Origin of the sequence: Enterobacter sp. WPR_3_1, from assembly GCF_003635055.1 — a bacterium.
GTDB lineage: Bacteria > Pseudomonadota > Gammaproteobacteria > Enterobacterales > Enterobacteriaceae > Enterobacter > Enterobacter ludwigii.
The window spans coordinates 118,782-138,758 of sequence record NZ_RBXU01000014.1 but is presented as its reverse complement, the minus strand read 5'-3'; the positions used below and the strand labels follow the sequence as shown (position 1 = coordinate 138,758).

Sequence of the window (19,977 nt, the reverse complement as noted above, 5' to 3'; positions counted from 1 at the left end):
ACCAGGGGAAAGGAGAGATACATGGCGCTAATCAACGTCGCGATTGTTGCGGTAGACGGGGTCAGCCCGTTCCACTACTCCGTTCCCTGCATTTTGTTTGGTGATACGGTATCCGGCGAAAAGCGCTTTAGTGTGTTGATCTGCGCCGAAAAACCGGGATTACTGACATCCACAGACGGGTTTGCGCTTAACGCGACTCACGATTTCTCCGCCATCGGCCAGGCTGATATCGTCGTGGTGCCTTACTGGCAGCATGTCCAGCAACGCCCGCCCCAGACGCTTCTCGACAGCCTGGTCCAGGCCAGAGACAACGGGGCGGAGATCGTCGGGCTTTGTCTGGGGTCGTTTGTGCTGGGTTATGCGGGCATTCTCGACGGTAAACGCGCGGCCACGCACTGGGAGTTTGAACATCAGTTTCAGACGCTTTTCCCGGACGTAAAGCTGGATATCAATGCGCTCTACGTCGATGACGGCAATATCATCACCTCTGCGGGTACCGCTGCCGCGCTTGACTGCTGCCTGTACATCATCCGCCAGCGCTTTGGCAGCGTGGTCGCTAACCAGATTGCCCGCCGTATGATCGTACCGCCACACCGCGAGGGGGGGCAGGCACAGTTTATTGCCCAGCCGGTACCGAAAGATACCCGTGACGGACGAATCAACTCCCTGATTGACTATCTCCAGCAGCACATTGCCGAACCGCATAATCTGGACTCGCTGGCAGAGGTGGTATCGATGAGCCGCCGCACGCTTACCCGCCATTTTGTAAAAGCCACCGGAATGAGCGTGGCCGACTGGCTGACCACCGAGCGCCTGCGGCGCAGCCAGATACTGTTAGAAGCCGGGAATATGCCCATTGAAAGCGTGGCAGAGCTGGTAGGGTTTAACTCTGCGGTGACCTGGCGCCAGCAATTTAAGGCGCGTTTTGGCGTGAGTCCGGCAGAATGGCGTAAGACTTTTCGGCTTCGTCATTAATTTATTACGGCTTCCTCGGCGATGCGGCGTTCGATACCCGCTATGTTTCCAACGTAGTGCTCGACCAGACCGATAACCGCTACCTGAACGGTATCGGCTCCGATCTGGATCGGATGCGCTATCTGATGGATAACGCCGCGGCGGCGCAGCAGTCGCTGGGCCTGCAGTTTGGCGTCTCGCTGACTGCGGATCAGATTGCTGCGCTCGACCACAGCTTACTGTGGTGGGAGAAGGCCGCCGTCAACGGCGAAACGGTGATGGTGCCGAAGCTTTACCTGTCCCCGAAGGACGTTACCGTCAATAACGGCAGCGTGATTGCGGGCAACAACGTCACCCTGAAGGGGGGAAGCATCACCAACAGCAGGCGCTGTGGGGGCGGCATCCGGCGAACTGATTGCGACAGCGATTGCCAGACAGCTCTGTCCGGACACAGACCCGTCGACGCTGACGGAAGGGCAGAAGCAGACCGTGAGTACGCTGGCATCTGTTTCAGCGGGCATAGCTGGCGGGCTGGCCGGGGGAAATACGGCTGGTGCGGCGGCCGGGGCCAGTGCAGGGAAGAATAGTGTTGAGAATAATTTATTCGACGGTAGTGAAGAGGCTCAGGCAGCGTGGATACGCCAGCACGGCGTCGATATGACGACCTGTTCCGATAATCCGAGTGGGGCCGCATGTCAGAAAGCAATGAATGAACGTTATGCCGTAGGGGTGGCGCTTAGCTCTCTTACCCGGTAGCGCTCAGGTCTTATGGGGATTAGGCGCAGGTGCTAATGCTGGTATCAACTATCTAGCTGATGGAACTATAGACCTAACAACAGCTATTATTGGTGGCTGGGTTAATGTGATCAGTGCCGGAAATGGTATTGGAGGAACAGTTGGCTGGAATGCGGCCGGAGGTGCATTAGGAAACTGGCTTGAAGGTAAAGATCCAATATCTGGTGCGTTAGTAAATGGTGCAGGTTCCGTTGTGGGTTATGGCATTGGCAATGGCCTTAAATGGGGAGTTAACGCTGGTGCTAACTGGTGGAAAGGTGGTTGGGATCCCAAGTTTAACACTCACCTAAGACAGTTTACTGAAGTAAAAGGGGATTATGGTCTTTCAAAAGAAATGAAACCAAGCAATGTGCCAAGCTCAATTGGTGACATTGGTGGTAGTATTTCTTCAGAAGTTGGAGGTAAATATACAGAGTATAAAATGAAGCAAGTAGGAGATGGTAGATGAAAATACTAAAATATACTCTTCCTCTGGTTTTTTTTATAGTATTTAGTATGGTTTCAATTTTTCTGACAGGGATCGTTTTATATGCATGCGGAGAGGTTTTTTTCTTAGTTTATAAAGGAATACCAATATCTTTTTCACCGAGTATTATTTTGTTTTTAGGTAAAATAAGTATATACATTGGTAGTTTTGCTGGAGTAATGTTATTGATCGCTAACGTGCTAAAAAAATGATAAAAATCGGCAAGTTGTAGCAAAAAATAATGGGCTGGATCTGAGGCATAATTACTGTGATACAACATTCCAGTGTCTTGACTACCCATAAAAAATAAAAATACATATGGTATATCTGAGAAAAGAGTAAAACTAAGATCTCGCTTACTGAACCGGGATCTTAGTCATTCACATATCTTTGGCTGGTCAATACTGACGACGCTCAGCCCTTCAGCGCATCCCCGCAGTTCACTGGTGGTTGGTCGAAGGCGTTGTCACTTATTAATCACTCAATTTAATGAAGCAAGAAGACAAAAAACTACCCCAGCCTCTCCACCCTCGTCTCCCCCTCCACCATCGACAGCTGATACAGCGAAAACGACCGCTGTTTCTCAATCAAATTCGCCAGTTCCGGCGAGTGGCTGGTGAGCCAAATTTGTGAGTAGTGGCTGGCCTCGGCGATTAAGCTCGCCAGCGCGGGCAGCATCTGCGGGTGCAGGCTGTTTTCCGGTTCGTTCAACGCGATAAAGGCCGGTGGGCGTGGGCTTAACAGCGCTACCGCCAGGCACAGGAAGCGCAGCGTCCCGTCGGAAAACTCCGCCGGTTCCAGCGGCCTGCTCAGCCCCTCGCGCTGCATCATCATGCGAAAACGTCCGCCGGTGTTGTCGCTGTAAAACTCGCAGCCGGGGAAGGCCTGGTCGAGAATGCGCATCAGCAACATTTCATCGCCAATCTCGACAATGGTCTGAAATGCGGCCGCCAGGTTGGCGCCGTCGCTGGCCAGTACCGGGGAGCGGAAACCGACCTGCGGGGCACGCATCGCCGAGCCGGATGAGACGGAAAATTCATGATAAAAGCGCCAGTTACGCAGGGACTCGCGCATCTGCGACACTTCCGGGTAGAGATGCGGTTCACCGAGCTGCCCGAACACCGATTCGTTTTCATACAGCGTGCCGCTGTGAGTCACTTTTTCGTGGTGCACGTTGTTGAGAAACACCGCCTGATTCCTGCGCTTCATCAGCTGTGATGAAGGGCGACGGCGCTGACCGGTAAGCCAGATGGACTCTTCTTTAATGACTGGATCGAGCTGAAACTGGGAGGGATAGGGCAGTTGCTCGACAAAGCCCACCTGCAGCTCGTACTCGTAAGTGTCCGTTTCCACCGCGAGGTTCATCCGCCGGAGCTGGTCGCTACGGGTCTTACCTGCCCAGAACACCTTCAGAATACCGCCTTCATTTGCCAGCGCCTGGGAGAACTGCCCCTGCGCCGCGCTGTGCATCAGGTATATCGCCTTGTAGATATTCGATTTCCCGGTACCGTTGGGGCCGAAGACGATATTGAGCGCTTCCAGTTCCAGCGACATGTCGCGAATCGAGCGGTAGTTTTGGATATGCAGGCTTTTGATCACAGGCAGGCTCCTTTTTTGCACTGTAGGCCTGTATATAATTACAGTCTTTAAGGTTAAATGCAAAAAAAGAGACGACAGTGAGGGTGTCGTCTAAACGGGGTACTGCTTTGGGCCTCTGAGGGTCAATGGGGCCTTCGCATTTTTATGATCACTTGACTGCCAGACGCAGACCCAAATCATCAGGATAGGGATCAAAGTAGTTTTGCGTCATCAGATACCGGTCAGGGTATTCGGCCAGGTAGTGCTTCAGCAGCGTGATCGGCGCGAGGATGGGCAACTGCCCGTTACGGTAGTGCAGGATCACGTCGCGAAGTTCGCCGCGCTGGCGGCTGTTGAGCTGGTTACGGAAATACCCCTGAATATGCATCAACACGTTGGTGTGATTTTTCCGCGAGGCAGGTTTTTTCAGGATGGTCATCAGCTTTTCGCGGTACGCCACAAAGAAGGCGTCCAGATCTTCCCACTCGTGCAGCGTGGCAACGAACGGGCCGATTTCACGATAACCCGCCTGATGGTGCGCCAGCAGCTGAAGTTTGTAGCGGCTGTGGAAATCTAATAGCGCACGGCGCGTCAGACCCTGGGCGCGCAGTGTGTTCAGTTCATGAAGCGCGAAAACACGCTCAACAAAGTTTTCCCGCAACACCGGATCGTGCAGGCGGCCATCTTCTTCCACGGGTAACCACGGCAGGGTTTCAAGGAGGGTGGCAGTGAACAGCCCGACACCCTCCTTGCGGCCCCGGTTGCCGTTTTCATCATACAGCCGCACGCGTTCCATGCCGCAGCTGGGGGATTTTGCACAGACGATAAATCCCGCCAGATCGCCGATTTTAGGCAGATAATCTGCCGTAAAGTCAGCCATCTTTTGCGTAACGTCTTCGTGCGGGGCGTGGCTAAAACGCATCTGGGTTTCACCGCTGTCCGTCACGATAAGACGCAGTGCAGGGCGTGGCGTCGGCAAGCCGATGGCCATCTCAGGGCAGACGGGCCTGAAATTCACCCACTGGGCCAGTTCGTCCATGACAAAGCCCATACGCTTATGTCCGCCGTCGAAGCGAACGGCGGAACCGGTCAAACATCCGCTAATACCGATTACAGGTTTCATTGTCATGGTGTGTGTCTCCAGTTCGTATATCTAAAACTTACACAACATTAGTAATTTGTCCAAGTATTGGCGGAGTTATTTTTTATTATCCTTTAAAATCAATGCGGCTTAACTGCCCTTGTAGGTCGAGTAGCCGTACTGGCTCAGCAGAAGCGGGATGTGAAGTTTCTCGTTGGTTCGGGTCACGGTAAATAGCACTGGGATCTCCGGGAAGAAGGTGTCCAGCTTTTTGCCGTGGAAGTAATCAGCGGTTTTAAAGGTCACTTTATACACGCCTGGCTGCATGTCCTGATCCTGCGGATAGAGTGATTTGATACGTCCGTCGTGGTCGGTTTTGCCGCTGGCAATCTGGGTCCATGTGTTCTGCTGCTGCTGCTTCTCCAGCGTGACGGTAACGTCAGATGGCGGCATCCCGGTTTGCTGGTCGAGAATATGTACGCTCAGGGTGCCGGCAGGGGCGCTAAACGCGGCAGGAGTAAAGGCCATGGCGGCCAGCATCAGCAGAGGGGTTGTTTTTTTCATTGTGTTTTCCTGTGGGGTTGTCAGTCACAGGAAAACGTTAGCATTTGCGGGACGGAAAAATATTCAACTTTTCGTGAAGTTTACCGCAGGAGAAAATAATCAGAGGATAATCACTTCAAGGGATACCTGCTGCTGCCACTGTGCCACCTGCTTTTTCCGTGCGGCGGTCAGTTTACCGCTGGTCACCAGAAGCCATTTGCGCTCGGGGAAAATCTCAGGCGCCAGTGACGTGGAGGGGGTAGGCAAAATATCGATACGGTGTCCTTGTCCGGTACGCGTCAGGGCCTCGAGCCAGATTTCACATGGGTCATTCAGGTACCAGCCACTAAGCAGGATGTTATCACCCGGCGCTTTTTTGTCGCCTTCAAGGCAGAACGAGGCGTAGGCGATGATAATACCGTCGAGGATCTCGCGCAGGGTCATGGCGGCAGGGATGTTGGCTGACATCTGGCTGCGCAACGGACGCAGCACATTTGCAACCAGCTCTGGCCTGGGGTATTCGCGGCCAGCGTCGTAAATCATCTGGCGCAGGGACTCAATTTTCCCGTCCTGCAGGCGTTGCAGCATGGTCTCAAGCAACGTTTGCCAGTTGTTGGTCCGGCGCGGGACGGGGCGTTCCAGTAGCGGTTTGACCTGGCCGATGGGCACGCCTTTTTTCACCCAGTCGAGGATTTTCAGTGCCTGCTGGACGTCCTCATCACTGTACTGGCGATGGCCGCCCTCCGTGCGCTGTGGCTTGAGTAAACCATAGCGACGTTGCCATGCCCGCAGCGTCGTGGCGGTGATCCCGCTGAGTCTGGCGAATTCGCCGATGGAGTAAGCCATGTCCGTGTCCAGAGTGGAGGAATACTCTCAATATACTACGAATTTTCCCTCACGGGATGAAGCGCCGTAACGGTGCACTACACTTTACTTCCAACCGTGCAAATGAAAGGAATTCTCATGAAACTATGGCCTGTTGTGACGGGTGTCGCCATTGCCCTGACTCTGGTGGCCTGCAAATCCCCTACGCCACCGAAAGGCGTAAAGCCCATTTCAAATTTTGAAGCCAGCCGCTATCTCGGCAAGTGGTATGAAGTCGCCCGCCTGGAAAACCGCTTCGAACGAGGTCTGGAGCAGGTGACCGCCACCTATGGCGAGCGCAGCGACGGTGGCATCAGCGTGCTTAACCGGGGTTTCGACCCGGTCAAAAACAAGTGGAATGAGAGTGAAGGCAAAGCGTACTTTACCGGCGAACCGACGACGGCAGCGCTGAAGGTGTCGTTCTTCGGCCCCTTCTACGGCGGCTATAACGTGATCAAGCTGGACGATAAGTACCAGTATGCGCTGGTGAGCGGCCCGAACCGCGACTATCTGTGGATCCTGTCTCGCACGCCGACGATTCCGGATGCCGTGAAACAGGACTACCTGAATACCGCACGCAGTCTGGGCTTCAAGGTTGATCAGCTGGTGTGGGTTAAGCAGTGAAGATCGTGCTTTCTTCGTAGGGTTTTACTGGCTCGCCTGGATAGACTTCCGTTAAAAGCTCAACGGGAGACGACGACATGAACTGGCAGCCTTTTCGCGGCGACGCACCGGAAAATATGACCATTTTCAGTGCGTCATTTCCGGATATTAGCGACCAGTGGCCGATGAAGGACGACACTGCCCGTGAGATCAATTCGATTAATCGGGCGTTGAAAGCCGACCCGGCGCTTCGTCCTCCGTTGATTGAATACGAAGAGGGGGGACAGGCCGTGCTTGTCCCACAGAACCGTTATTCCGGGCAAGCCTACCGCAATCGTCCGGCGCTCACCGCGTGGCGTACCCGGCTGGTTCCCTCTGCGCTGGCGCTTTTTGTGGTGCAAAACCCGCTGGAGGAGCGCCTGCCAGACGGAACCCGAATGGACAGCGACAGCCGCCAGTGGTTTATCCATGCGAACGATGCCATTGGTGTGCGCTCCCGTGCAAAAGTACTGGCTGCGATGGTGGATAAATACATCCGCAACGGGAACGATAACAATTGGGTGAGCCTGGCGAGCGGGGCTGCAATTCCCGTGCTGGAGGCGCTGCGCGAGGCGAAGCTCGACGGCCAGCAGGTGTATCTGACGCTGGTGGATAAAGACCCTGTGGCGCTCAGTTGGGCCGAAACCATGGCGGCGCAGGAAGGTATTATCGTGGGTGAACAGCTGACCCTGCTCAGGCGCAACTTGCTCCATACGCTGGTGCGTAACGAAGATTTATTGCATGAGCTGGGCGAGCATCAGGCCGAACTGGTGGATGCGCTGGGAATTTTCGACTATTTCAACGATGCCGATGCGGTGATTTTTCTCCAGCGTGCGCTGCGGCTGATAAAGCCCGGCGGGGCGGTGATTGTCTCGAATATGCTGGCCAGCAGCCCACAAATCGATTTTATTTTGCGCTGTATCGGCTGGGAGGATATTTATCCGCGGACGCTCCGGCAGCTGCAGGATATTCATATCGCGGCAGGCGTGCCGGTGGAAAATGTCACCGTGGTGGTCCCGAAAGACGGGGTGTATGCGGTGATGGAGATTAAGGTGGGGGATGACAAACCGCACGGTCAGTTCCCTCTCCCTGAGGGAGAGGGCTAGGGTGAGGGGGGACAGGGCGCTACAATATTTACCGTTCCTCAGTTGTTCGGTTTACCCGAACAACTACCATGAAGGATTAGCTGGTTTCTTTATTCTCAATGTCTGTTGGGGATTCTTGCTTTTCATGCTCTATCTGCTGACCAGTTTCCTGCACCAACTTCCGGGCCATTTCCTTGATACGCTCTCGACTTTCACAGGTTCGAGAGTTTATTACTTCATTTAAGGTCTTCATTTTATTGCCTCCATGCTTCTGGATACTTGATTTAATCGCTGCGCTCTATAATGATCCCCCTCATGAAAATCGAATCTGCACACCCCTCACACTTCGAACGTCTCGTCACAGTCTGGGAGTCTTCCGTTCGTGCCACCCATCACTTTTTACAGGAAAGTGATATTGCGGCGCTGCGCCCGTTATTGCTCAATGCCTATCTGCCCAATCTCAAGGTTATGATTGCCCGTGATGAAGCGGGTGTTATTCATGGCTTTTTAGGCGTCGATGAAAACCGCATTGAAATGCTGTTTGTGGATGATGCGAGCCGGGGAAAAGGCGTAGGGAAATTGCTGCTGAACTATGCCATTGCGCATTTTGGTGCGAATGAAGTGGATGTAAACGAGCAAAACCCGCAGGGCGTTGCGTTTTATCAGCATATGGGGTTTGTGGAGGTCGGGCGCTCAGAACGGGACGGACAGGGGAATGCATTCCCGTTGTTGCATATGCGGTTGGGTGAGTGAATGCTAACTTAACGCAGATATCCTACTCGTTAGATATGAAATGAAACGCGTTTTGCCGTTCAGGAATTATACCTTACGATTAAAGTTTGGCTATTATGATATCCGTAATAGAATCGAACAGATAAATATCAACGTAATTAATTAGTTGAAACACATGGGTAAAGTTTAATGCCTGAATATTTGTGGGTGAAAAAACGAAAAAGGATGACTTAAAAATTACTGAAAAGCAGAAGAGTCACATGAAAAATTTTAGTGAATAGATTTAATTATTATTGGGGCTTAATGGTGGAACAAATATGAGAATAATCCATTCAAAAATTTTGGCGGAAGATCACAGGAGTCGAACCTGCCCGGGAACGCTGGCGTCCCCAACTGGATTTGAAGTCCAGCCACCTCACCGGAGATGACGATCTTCCGCGCCTGCATTGCTACATGGAGGCGGGGCGCATTATAGCTACTTTCAGGCATTTACCACATACCCCGGCACACTTTTTTCACCTCTCTTTTGACCTTAACACCCCTGTTTCAGTTAATTCCTAAGAAAATCCTCAGGTTAGCATTTCGTGCTCGTCAATATTTACCGCGATCACAAAAAACAAGAAACGTAACCAGCTAACCAGAAAACGCAATACCCGCTCCTGAAACAATGGTTTAAAAATCTGTAACCGGTCTCAGCGCCCCCTACAGCGTGAAGGATAAAAAAATGAGCGACGTATTGTCAGTAAAAGAGAAGATTGGCTACGGCATGGGTGACGCCGCCAGCCACATCATCTTCGATAACGTTATGTTGTACATGATGTTTTTCTATACCGATATCTTCGGCATTCCTGCCGGGTTTGTCGGCACGATGTTCCTGCTGGCACGTGCGCTGGATGCGATTTCGGACCCGTGCATGGGCCTGATCGCTGACCGCACCCGCAGCCGCTGGGGTAAATTCCGGCCGTGGATACTGTTCGGTGCTATCCCGTTCGGCATTGTCTGCGTGCTGGCCTACACCACGCCGGACCTCAGCCTCAACGGCAAAATGATCTATGCCGCCATTACCTACACGCTGCTGACGCTGCTCTATACCGTGGTTAACATCCCTTATTGCGCCCTGGGCGGTGTGATCACCAACGACCCGACGCAGCGTATCTCCCTGCAGTCCTGGCGCTTTGTGCTGGCGACCGCGGGCGGCATGCTCTCGACGGTACTGATGATGCCGCTGGTTAACCTGATTGGTGGCGATGACAAAGCGTTCGGTTTCCAGGGCGGGATCGCCGTGCTGTCGGTGGTCGCGTTCCTGATGCTGGCGTTCTGCTTCTTCACCACCAAAGAGCGCATCCAGGTGCCGCCCAGCACCACTTCCATGCGCGAAGACCTGCGAGATATCTGGCACAACGACCAGTGGCGTATTGTTGGTGTGCTGACCATTCTTAATATCCTCGCCGTCTGCGTGCGTGGCGGCGCGATGATGTACTACTGCACCTGGATCATGGGCTCGCCGGAAATCTTTGTCGCGTTCCTCACCACCTACTGTGTCGGCAACCTGATTGGCTCTGCGCTGGCGAAACCGCTCACCGACTGGAAATGCAAGGTCAGCATCTTCTGGTGGACCAACGCCGCCCTGGCAGTGGTCAGCGTGGCGATGTTCTTCGTTCCCATGCATGCCACGGTGGTGATGTTCACCTTCATCTTTGTGATTGGGGTGTTGCATCAGCTGGTGACGCCGATCCAGTGGGTCATGATGTCCGATACCGTCGACTACGGCGAATGGACCAACGGCAAACGTCTTACCGGCATCAGCTTCGCGGGCACGCTGTTTGTGCTGAAACTCGGCCTGGCGCTGGGCGGGGCAATGATCGGCTGGATGCTGGCAGGGGGGGGTTATGACGCCGCAGCTAAAACCCAGAACAGCGCGACCATCAGCATCATTATCGGCCTGTTCACCCTGGCCCCGGCGGTCTGCTACGTGCTGAGCGCCATCATCGCCAAACGCTACTACACCCTGAAAACGCCTTTCCTGACCAAAATCATGAGCGAGCTGGCACACGGCGCGCGCCGCAATCAGCAGGAGTTTGACAACCTGCCGGTGAGTAAAGAATTACAGAACTAAGAGGACGAGAGTATGAAAATCAGTGATGGAAACTGGCTCATTCAACCGGGCCTGAACGTCACCTGCCCGGTTCAGGTGTTCGATGTAGAGCAGCAGGGCAATGACCTTGTGGTGTACGTGGCGCCGCGTGATGTACGAGAACGTACCTGGCAGCTTGATACCCTGATGTTCACCGTCCGTCTTTTCTCCCCGCAGGAAGGGATTGTTGGCGTGCGCATCGAGCACTTCCAGGGCGCGCTGAACAACGGTCCGCACTATCCTTTGAATGTCATCAAAGAGGTGAACGTTGAGATTGAAAACAATGCCGAATTTGCTGAGCTGAAAAGCGGTCACCTCAGCGTGCGCGTCACCAAAGGCGAGTGCTGGGCGCTAGATTTTCTGCGCAACGGACAGCGTATTACCGGCAGTCAGCTGAAAAACAACGGTTACGTGCAGGATACCCGTACCGATCGTCATTATGTTTTTGAGCGTCTGGATCTGGGCGTAGGTGAAACGGTCTACGGCCTCGGTGAGCGCTTTACCGCGCTGGTGCGTAACGGCCAGACGGTCGAGACCTGGAACCGCGACGGCGGCACCAGTACCGAGCAGTCATACAAAAATATCCCGTTCTATCTGACCAACCGCGGCTACGGGGTACTGGTGAACCACCCGGAAAACGTGTCGTTTGAAATTGGCTCCGAGAAGGTCTCCAAAGTGCAGTTCAGCGTGGAAGGTGAATATCTCGAGTACTTCATGATCGACGGCCCGACGCCAAAAGAGGTGCTCAACCGTTATACGCGATTCACCGGACGCCCGGCGCTGCCGCCCGCGTGGTCATTCGGCCTGTGGCTGACCACGTCGTTCACCACCAACTACGATGAAGCCACGGTGAACAGCTTTATCGACGGCATGGCCGAGCGCGATCTGCCGCTGCACGTCTTCCACTTCGACTGCTTCTGGATGAAGGCCTTCCAGTGGTGTGATTTTGAGTGGGACCCGGTGACCTTCCCGGATCCGGAAGGGATGATCCGCCGCCTGAAGGAGAAAGGGCTGAAGGTTTGCGTGTGGATTAACCCGTACATCGGCCAGAAGTCGCCGGTATTTCGCAAACTGAAAGAGAAGGGCTACCTGCTCAAGCGCCCGGACGGCTCCCTGTGGCAGTGGGACAAATGGCAGCCGGGCCTGGCGATTTATGACTTCACTAACCCGGACGCGTGTCGGTGGTATGCCGACAAGCTGAAAGGCCTGGTGGATATTGGCGTCGACTGCTTTAAGACCGACTTTGGCGAGCGCATCCCGACGGACGTCCAGTGGTTTGACGGTTCCGATCCGCAGAAGATGCACAACCACTACGCATACCTTTATAACGAACTGGTGTGGAACGTACTGAAAGAAACGGTGGGCGCGGATGAGGCGGTGCTGTTTGCCCGCTCGGCGTCGGTAGGTGCGCAACAGTTCCCGGTGCACTGGGGTGGAGACTGTTACGCCAACTACGAGTCGATGGCGGAAAGCCTGCGCGGCGGGCTGTCGATTGGTCTGTCCGGCTTTGGCTTCTGGAGCCATGACATCGGTGGATTTGAGAACACCGCGCCGGCACACGTCTACAAACGCTGGTGCGCGTTTGGGCTGTTATCCAGCCACAGCCGCCTGCATGGCAGCAAATCTTACCGCGTACCGTGGGCGTACGATGATGAGTCCTGTGACGTGGTGCGTCACTTCACTCAGCTGAAATGTCAGATGATGCCGTATCTCTATCGCCAGGCTGCCCTGGCTCGCGAGTATGGCACACCGATGCTGCGGGCGATGATGCTGGAGTTCCCGGACGATCCGGCATGCGATTACCTCGACCGTCAGTACATGTTGGGGGAGTCGGTGATGGTAGCCCCGGTGTTTTCTGAGGCCGGTGACGTGCAGTTTTATCTGCCGGAAGGGCGCTGGACCCATCTCTGGCATAACGATGAAATCAAGGGTAGCCGCTGGCATAAACAGCAGCATGATTTCCGCAGCCTGCCGGTCTATGTGCGCGATAACACCCTGCTGGCGTTGGGCAACAATCAACAGAAACCGGACTACGCCTGGAACGAGGGAACAGCTTTCCAGCTGTTTAACCTGGGCGATGGCGCGATGGCGGTGAGCGAAGTGCCCGCGGCGGACGGTTCTGTGGCATTTACGCTGAAAGCCACACGCAGTGGCGACACCGTGACCATTACCGGCACAGGTGACGCGCGAACCTGGTCGGTCTGCTTGCGCAACGTGCAGAAACTGAGTGGCGTAAAAGGCGGCTCAGAGGCCGGGAGTGAGTGGGGCGTGGTGGTGAAAGCGGAGGGTAATGAGGTGGTGGTACACCTTTAATTTTCCTCACCCTGACCCTCTCCCCAACGGGGGGAGGGAAGGGTTTGCTTCTTCTTCCTTTCAGGGAGAGGGCAGGGGCGAGGATAGTGTCGACACCTCTCCCCCCGTCATCGTCTGTTGCACCTGCTGTTTATCCATATTTACCGCGTTCAGTTTCCCGTTAACCGTCGGCTTCAGCGGTGCGTTGGCCTGCACGCTGCCGCTGGCGGTTAGCTGGATATTGCCATCACCGCCAATGGGCAGCGCCGGCCAGCCCCACGCCTGCAGCACGTTGAGCGGCACGCCGCGTCCGTTCAGGCTGATTGTGGTCTGCCGTGGCGGAAGCTGTGATACCGTCGCCGTGGCTTCCAGAATGCCTTTTTCGGTGAAAGCGCTCAGGTCGGTAATGTTTACCGTTGAGGCGTTAGCGTTCAGCGCCAGCGACGGACGACGCACGTCCACGCGGTTAAAGGTCGCCGCCGCGCCGTTCAGCGTTGCGCTGCCACCCCATACGCCCCACTGGCGATCTTTCGCCAGCTGCAGGTTCGCACCATAGCCATCAAGAGAGGTGATTTGCCACGGGAAGGCCGGGTCGATATCGATAACCAGGTTGCGGCTCAGGCCGAATTTTTTCAGCGTCAGGCTGTTCAGCCATTCCGGTAACGGCTCCATCCACAGCGTTTTCCAGTTCTGCGGCAGGGTGTATTCCAGCCCGGCGATAGCGACATCGTCCAGCACCAGCGCGTTACCTTCGCGCAGCCAGTTGCCGGAAGCGCGAACCATGCCGCCCTCCCAGCGGGAGGTAAACTGGCGCAGCGCCACGCCTTGCGGGGAGAACTCCGCATTCATGATCGGGTCGAACAGATGCAGAGAGCCATAAATAAACTCGCTGGCGTTCATGGACAAACGCCCCTCCTGACTTTGCCAGTCGCCTTTGCTGAGTGTCAGGTTGCGCAGGCTTAAATCGAGATCGGTCACCGCCCAGTCCGGCCCCTGCAGGCGTGCGTCAGTCACTTCCAGACGGCCAATCTGCAGCGAGGGAATGGTGGTCAGAGGCGCGAAGAAATCCACCAGTGACTTATCGCTTTGCAGGCGGATCTCATTCAGACGCATGGTGTCGATAATCCAGCTGCCGTCAGCGTTGCGCAGGGCGGACCCGGTGAGCGAACCGCGCGCCATATCGGCACCAATGGTGTTCAGCACCACCTCTTTGCCGTTGAGTTGTCCCTGGATCAGCACGTTGGTGGCCGGCACGCCGTTCAGGGTAAGCGAGCCTGCGCTCACCTGGATCTGTGCGTTTTTACCCAGCACATTGCCTGCTTCTGGCTGCCACGGGCTGACGCCGCCCGTCACTTTCTGTGCGCTGAGATCCCATTCCGTATTGGGGCTGTTAAAGGCCATGTTGTTCAACTGCAAACGGTCCGCCTGGAACGGGAGCGGTGCCGTCTGAGGAGAAAGATTAAGCGTGCCATCGAACAGGGTAATGGTGTCCATGTGCAGCGGATCGGTGACCTGTCGGCTACTCAGACCAATATCGACTTTCCTGGCCACCAGCGTGGCGGGTTTACCGTCGCGGCCAAACGTGACGTTTTCCAGAATGATGTGGGAAGGTGACGAAAAGCGGTGATCCATCAGGTCGAAATTGAGTTCGTAATCGGTATTCACCGTTATCCAGTTGCTGGCCTGAGATGCTCCCCAGTGGGTCTGGAGCAGAATATAGAGCGCCAGCACCACAATGAGCAGGGCCACCAGAAGATAGACGAGTACCTTTCCAATAAATTTCATGGTCTTCCATCCCGCGAAACGCACATAAGGGAGTTATGCACGATTTATGCGCAATGCTCAAGGCGGGAATGGTGTAAAGAGATGTCACGGCAGGCGTTGACAGCCTGCCGTAAGGGCGATCAATTTTTCTCAGGCGGGAAAACGAGGTTCAGAACAATCGCGGTGATACCGCCTGCCGCAATGCCGGAAGAGAGCAGGTTTTTCACCCAGTCCGGGGCAAACTGCAGGATTAGCGGTTGCTGTGAAACACCCAGACCCACGGCCAGCGACAGGGCAATGATCATGATGGCGCGGCGGTTCAGCGGTTCGCGGGAGACGATACGTACACCGGAAGCCGCGATGGTCCCGAACATCACCAGCGTTGCGCCGCCCAGCACCGGTTCAGGTATATGCTGCACAAAACCGCTTACCGCAGGGAACAGGCCGAGGACGATCAGCATCAGTGCCACCACAAAACCGACGTAGCGGCTGGCAACGCCAGTCAGCTGGATCACGCCGTTGTTCTGGCCGAAGCAGGAGTTCGGGAAGGTGTTGAAGACCGCAGAGACAAACGAGTTCAGGCCGTTCGCCAGCACGCCGCCTTTCAGGCGTTTCATATACAGCGGGCCGGAGACCGGCTGCTCGGAGACATCAGACGTGGCGGTGATATCGCCAATCGTCTCCAGCGAGGTGATCATAAAGACCAGCATCAGCGGCAGCAGCAGACCCCAGTCAATGCCCAGGCCGTAGTACAGCGGCGTTGGAATGGTGATCAGCGCACTGTTGGTCTGCGGGGTGTTCTCCGGTAGCATACCCAGCGCCCAGGCCAGCAGATAACCGGCCGCCATGGCGATCACCAGCGATGCCACGCGCAGATACGGGTTACGCTGACGGTTTAGCAGAATAATGATTGCCAGCACCACGCCGGCCAGCAGCAGGTTTTTCGGTGCACCAAAAGTGTGGTCGCTCATTGCCGCATAACCACCACCGATGGAGGTCAGGCCAACCTGAATCAGCGACAGGCCAATGATCATCACCACCACGCCAGATACCAGCGGTGTGATCACGCGACGCGCCAGGTGCAGTACCCGGGAGATCACCATCTCGGTGCAGCTGGCCAGCATCAGCGTGCCAAACAGCGCCGCCATCATGGTCGGAACATCCGCGCCGCCGGTTTTGAGGGCTGTACCGCCCATGATCAGCGGTGCGACAAAGTTAAAACTGGTGCCCTGGATCGACAACAATCCAGACCCCACCGGGCCCCACGCTTTAATTTGAATAATGGACGCCACGCCGGAGGCAAAGAGGGACATACTGATGATGTGCTGTGTATCCTGAGCCGGTAAACCAAGCGCCTGGCAGATGAGCAGCGCCGGGGTGATCACCGCAACGAACATAGCCAGCAGGTGTTGGCAGGCGGCAAAGAGCGTCTGAGGAAGAGGCGGACGGTCTTCAAGGCGGTAAATCAGTTCGCTATTTTGCTTCTGCGCAATCGGTTGCGCATCGGGAGACTCAAGGGTGTTAACGGACATCGGCGGCAATCCCACGGTGGAAAAGCGGGCATTTTATCTGACCACCTGGTAAAAGCAAACGATTGCCAACAAAAAAAGACAAGAAAATCTGCCGCTGTGAGCAGGTTTTCTACAACCCATGGGGAAAAAAAATTACACTTTTTGCGCCGGCGGCTCATGACGAGCGCAAGCCGGCCCAGGATAACGCCGCGTGTGTATGGAACACGCGCATAACAGGAGCCTTTTATGATTCATCTCGATACGTTGTCGACCCTTGTTGCCGCAACGCTGGTCTTACTGCTTGGCCGTAAGCTCGTACACAGCGTTTCCCTTCTGAAGAAATACACCATTCCTGAACCTGTTGCCGGCGGACTGCTGGTGGCGCTGGCCCTGCTGGTGCTGAAGAAAAGCATGGGCTGGGAAATTGATTTTGATATGTCCCTGAAAGATCCGCTGATGCTGGCCTTCTTTGCCACCATTGGCCTGAATGCCAACCTGGCGAGCCTGCGGACGGGTGGCAAAGTGCTCGGCGTATTTCTGATCGTGGTGGTAGGGCTGCTAGTGATGCAAAACGCCATTGGTATCGGGATGGCTACGCTGCTGGGGCTGGATCCGCTGATGGGGCTGCTGGCCGGATCAATCACCCTCTCTGGTGGCCACGGTACCGGGGCGGCGTGGAGCAAGCTGTTTACTGAGCGCTACGGCTTTGAAAACGCCACCGAAGTGGCGATGGCCTGCGCCACCTTCGGTCTGGTGCTGGGCGGCCTGATCGGCGGGCCGGTGGCGCGGTATCTGGTGAAGCACTCTGGTACGCCAGACGGAAGACCGGACGATGAGCTGGTGCCCACTGCCTTTGAAAAACCCGACGTCGGACGCACCATCACTTCGCTGGTGTTGATTGAAACTATCGCGATGATTGCCATTTGCCTGACGGTGGGCAAAGTGGTTGCGCAATGGCTGGCAGGTTCAGCGTTCGAGCTCCCGACGTTTGTGTGCGTGCTGTTTGTTGGGGTGCTGCTGAGTAACGGTCTGGCGCTGATGGGCTTCTACCGCGTATTTGAACGTGCCGTATCGGTGCTTGGCAACGTCTGCCTGTCGCTGTTCCTGGCGATGGCCCTGATGAGCCTCAAGCTCTGGGAGCTGGCCTCGCTGGCGCTGCCGATGGTGGCTATTCTGGCCGTTCAGGCGCTGTTTATGGCGTTCTACGCCATGTTTGTGACCTGGCGCATGATGGGCAAAAACTACGATGCAGCAGTGCTGGCGGCGGGGCATTGTGGGTTTGGTCTGGGGGCAACGCCGACGGCTATCGCCAACATGCAGGCGATCACCGAACGTTTTGGGCCTTCGCATATGGCGTTTCTGGTGGTCCCGATGGTCGGGGCGTTCTTCATTGATATCGTCAACGCGCTGGTGATCAAGCTTTACCTGATGCTGCCGATGTTTGCCTGAGATCAGGCGTTGGAATAGCGTTCGGTTTCCGGCATCCAGCGCTCAATTAACGCTGCCGCCTGTTCGGGGTAGCGCTCATGAATATGGCGTGCGAGGCGCTGAACTTCGGGGATCATGGCCTGATCGCGCAATAAATCCGCCACTTTGAATTCGGCATTACCCGTTTGACGCGTGCCCAGCAGTTCGCCTGGGCCGCGGATCTCCAGGTCTTTTTGTGCAATCACAAAACCGTCGTTACTGTCGCGCAGCACCTGCAAACGCATCTGTGCGGTTTTCGAGAGCGGTGCTTTGTAGAGCAGCACGCAGTGAGAGGCGACAGCACCGCGGCCAACGCGGCCGCGCAGCTGATGGAGTTGCGCAAGGCCAAGACGCTCCGGATTTTCGATGATCATCAGGCTGGAATTGGGCACGTCTACGCCCACTTCAATCACCGTTGTGGCAACCAGCAAATGCAGTTCACCCTGTTTGAACGACTGCATCACCGCCTGTTTCTCAGTAGGCTTCATCCGCCCGTGAACCAGACCCACGTTCAGCTCGGGCAGCGCCAGCTTCAGCTCTTCCCACGTCGCTTCCGCGGCCTGCGCTTCAAGCAGTTCAGACTCTTCAATTAACGTGCAGACCCAGTAGGCCTGACGGCCTTCGTGAGTGCAGGCGTTGCGCACGCGGTCGATGATATCGCTGCGGCGTGTGTCCGGAATGGCGACCGTGGTGACCGGTGTACGGCCCGGCGGCAGTTCGTCGATGGTCGATGTATCGAGATCGGCGTAGGCGGTCATTGCCAGGGTGCGCGGGATAGGTGTGGCAGTCATGATCAGCTGATGCGGGTGGAAGCCCTGCTGCAGCCCTTTCTCCCACAGCGCCAGACGCTGGTGTACACCGAAGCGGTGTTGTTCGTCGATAATCACCAGGGCAAGACCATTAAACTGCACCTGCTCCTGGAAAATCGCGTGCGTGCCGACAATCATCTGTACCTGACCGCTGGCAATGGCGTCCTGTTGTGCCTGACGCGCTTTACCTTTTTGCTTCCCGGCAAGCCAGCCCACTTCAATCCCAAGCGGGGCAAACCACGCGCGGAAGTTATTAGCGTGCTGTTCAGCCAGCAGTTCGGTGGGGGCCATTAACGCCACCTGCCTTCCGTGGGCAATCGCGCGCAGGGCAGCCAGGGCTGCAACCAGCGTTTTACCGGACCCCACATCCCCCTGAACCAGGCGCATCATGGGCACATCAAGCGCCATATCGCGTTCAATCTCGGCCGTGACGCGTGCCTGTGCACCGGTAGGTTTAAACGGCAGGGAGGCCAGCAGCTTATCTTTGAGTTCATCTCGCGGGCTTAAGGGCTGGGCATGAAAACGCTGCGCGCCCGCCCGTACCGCCAGCATGCTCAGGTTATGGGCCAGTAATTCCTCAAGGATAAGACGCCGTTGAGCGGGGTGTTTGCCGCTTTCCAGGTCGCTAAGCTGCAGGGTTGGCGGCGGGCGGTGCAGGGTGCGCAGCGCCTCGGGCAGACTCATCATGCCCTGAGCCAGCTCAGGCGGCAGTAGCTCGGTAATGGCGCAGGTATCCAGCAGTTCCAGCGCCTGGTCAGTGAGTTTACGCAGCGTTGCCTGCTTGATGCCTTCGGTCGTCGGATAAACCGGGGTTAGGGTCTCCTGCAGCTCCGGCGTGCTCAGATCTCCCTGAACGCGATACTCCGGGTGGATCATCTCTGCGCCATATTTCCCGCGTTTGGCTTCACCATAGGCCAGCACCCTGCGACCGGTCGCAAGGCTGTTTTTCATGGCCGCATTGAAGTTGAAAAAGCGCATAGTGAGAATGCCGGTGCCGTCGCTGATCTGACAGGTCATCATCCGGCGTCCGCCAAAGGTGATATTGCAGTTCAGTACTTCGCCTTCAACGGTGGCGTAAATGGCAGGCAGCAGATCGCCAATCTTATAGAGTTGGGTGCGGTCTTCATAACGCAGGGGGAGATGGAGCAGGAGATCCTGCACGGTGTGCAGGCCAATTTTTGCCAGTTTACTGCTTTGCGCCGCACCTACGCCCGTCAGGCTATTGAGCGGTATGGCATCCAGCAGACGGCCTTTCATCGG

At 55.7% G+C, this 19,977-nt stretch carries 15 protein-coding genes, 1 tRNA gene and 2 pseudogenes; 9 read left to right on the top strand and 9 right to left on the bottom strand.

The features are described from left to right. Positions 1-21: 21 nt before the first annotated feature. From BJ887_RS20285 to BJ887_RS23375, 3 genes and pseudogenes are all read left to right on the top strand, one after another. Complete coding sequence (locus BJ887_RS20285; RefSeq protein WP_121340343.1) at positions 22-975, top strand: GlxA family transcriptional regulator; 954 nt, start codon at positions 22-24, stop codon at positions 973-975. 5 nt (positions 976-980) lie between these two features. After that, positions 981-1,337: pseudogene (locus BJ887_RS20280) on the top strand (hypothetical protein); the annotation flags it as partial. After that, positions 1,327-2,197: pseudogene (locus BJ887_RS23375) on the top strand (VENN motif pre-toxin domain-containing protein); the annotation flags it as partial. The pseudogenes BJ887_RS20280 and BJ887_RS23375, both read left to right, overlap by 11 nt. A gap of 528 nt (positions 2,198-2,725) precedes the next feature. Here the strand turns inward: BJ887_RS23375 and BJ887_RS20265 are convergent. The 4 genes from BJ887_RS20265 to BJ887_RS20250 all read right to left on the bottom strand — a co-directional run bounded on the left by BJ887_RS20265 (position 2,726) and on the right by BJ887_RS20250 (position 6,263). After that, positions 2,726-3,814, bottom strand: coding sequence for an AAA family ATPase (locus BJ887_RS20265; protein ID WP_025206503.1), 1,089 nt, complete (start codon positions 3,812-3,814; stop codon positions 2,726-2,728). A gap of 148 nt (positions 3,815-3,962) precedes the next feature. After that, positions 3,963-4,922, bottom strand: a complete 960-nt coding sequence (locus tag BJ887_RS20260; protein WP_020882705.1) for a DUF523 and DUF1722 domain-containing protein — start codon at positions 4,920-4,922, stop codon at positions 3,963-3,965. A gap of 102 nt (positions 4,923-5,024) precedes the next feature. Continuing rightward, positions 5,025-5,438 carry a hydroxyisourate hydrolase gene (uraH, locus tag BJ887_RS20255; protein WP_121340342.1) on the bottom strand — a complete coding sequence of 138 codons (414 nt, stop codon included), beginning with the start codon at positions 5,436-5,438 and terminating at the stop codon, positions 5,025-5,027. A 99-nt stretch (positions 5,439-5,537) separates the two neighbouring features. Further along, the gene (locus BJ887_RS20250; protein ID WP_014168030.1) at positions 5,538-6,263 is read right to left on the bottom strand and encodes a MerR family transcriptional regulator; all 726 of its coding nucleotides are present in this window, start codon (positions 6,261-6,263) and stop codon (positions 5,538-5,540) included. Between the two features lie 117 nt (positions 6,264-6,380). Between BJ887_RS20250 and BJ887_RS20245 the strand changes: the two genes are divergently transcribed. Both BJ887_RS20245 and BJ887_RS20240 read left to right on the top strand, forming a co-directional pair. Continuing rightward, a complete protein-coding gene (locus BJ887_RS20245) occupies positions 6,381-6,905 on the top strand; it encodes a lipocalin family protein (RefSeq protein WP_020882704.1) in 525 nt (174 codons plus the stop codon). Positions 6,906-6,982: 77 nt separating this feature from the next. Further along, positions 6,983-8,029 carry a class I SAM-dependent methyltransferase gene (locus tag BJ887_RS20240; protein WP_040018368.1) on the top strand — a complete coding sequence of 349 codons (1,047 nt, stop codon included), beginning with the start codon at positions 6,983-6,985 and terminating at the stop codon, positions 8,027-8,029. A gap of 76 nt (positions 8,030-8,105) precedes the next feature. Here the strand turns inward: BJ887_RS20240 and BJ887_RS23205 are convergent, their stop codons facing one another. Then, the gene (locus BJ887_RS23205) at positions 8,106-8,261 is read right to left on the bottom strand and encodes a hypothetical protein (protein ID WP_153852750.1); all 156 of its coding nucleotides are present in this window, start codon (positions 8,259-8,261) and stop codon (positions 8,106-8,108) included. A gap of 62 nt (positions 8,262-8,323) precedes the next feature. Between BJ887_RS23205 and BJ887_RS20235 the strand changes: the two genes are divergently transcribed. After that, positions 8,324-8,761: a GNAT family N-acetyltransferase gene (locus tag BJ887_RS20235; protein WP_078775083.1), complete on the top strand. Its 438-nt coding sequence runs from the start codon at positions 8,324-8,326 to the stop codon at positions 8,759-8,761. 321 nt (positions 8,762-9,082) lie between these two features. Here BJ887_RS20235 and BJ887_RS20230 read toward each other — a convergent pair. Further along, positions 9,083-9,177: transfer RNA gene (locus BJ887_RS20230), tRNA-Sec, on the bottom strand. A 287-nt stretch (positions 9,178-9,464) separates the two neighbouring features. Between BJ887_RS20230 and BJ887_RS20225 the strand changes: the two genes are divergently transcribed. Next, positions 9,465-10,856, top strand: coding sequence for a glycoside-pentoside-hexuronide family transporter (locus tag BJ887_RS20225; RefSeq protein ID WP_020882700.1), 1,392 nt, complete (start codon positions 9,465-9,467; stop codon positions 10,854-10,856). A 12-nt stretch (positions 10,857-10,868) separates the two neighbouring features. Next, positions 10,869-13,187 (top strand): alpha-xylosidase, encoded by a 2,319-nt coding sequence (gene yicI, locus BJ887_RS20220; RefSeq protein WP_121340341.1) that lies wholly within the window; start codon positions 10,869-10,871, stop codon positions 13,185-13,187. Between the two features lie 60 nt (positions 13,188-13,247). On the opposite strand, the gene BJ887_RS20215 is transcribed toward yicI, so the two are convergent. Continuing rightward, the gene (locus tag BJ887_RS20215) at positions 13,248-14,951 is read right to left on the bottom strand and encodes an AsmA family protein (protein WP_121340340.1); all 1,704 of its coding nucleotides are present in this window, start codon (positions 14,949-14,951) and stop codon (positions 13,248-13,250) included. 119 nt (positions 14,952-15,070) lie between these two features. Continuing rightward, the gene (xanP, locus tag BJ887_RS20210) at positions 15,071-16,462 is read right to left on the bottom strand and encodes a xanthine/proton symporter XanP (RefSeq protein WP_032679316.1); all 1,392 of its coding nucleotides are present in this window, start codon (positions 16,460-16,462) and stop codon (positions 15,071-15,073) included. 225 nt (positions 16,463-16,687) lie between these two features. Here xanP and gltS point away from each other — a divergent pair, with 225 nt between their 5' ends. Then, positions 16,688-17,890, top strand: a complete 1,203-nt coding sequence (gltS, locus tag BJ887_RS20205; protein ID WP_014168040.1) for a sodium/glutamate symporter — start codon at positions 16,688-16,690, stop codon at positions 17,888-17,890. 2 nt (positions 17,891-17,892) lie between these two features. Here the strand turns inward: gltS and recG are convergent, their stop codons facing one another. Continuing rightward, complete coding sequence (recG, locus tag BJ887_RS20200) at positions 17,893-19,974, bottom strand: ATP-dependent DNA helicase RecG (RefSeq protein ID WP_020882696.1); 2,082 nt, start codon at positions 19,972-19,974, stop codon at positions 17,893-17,895. Positions 19,975-19,977: the final 3 nt, after the last annotated feature.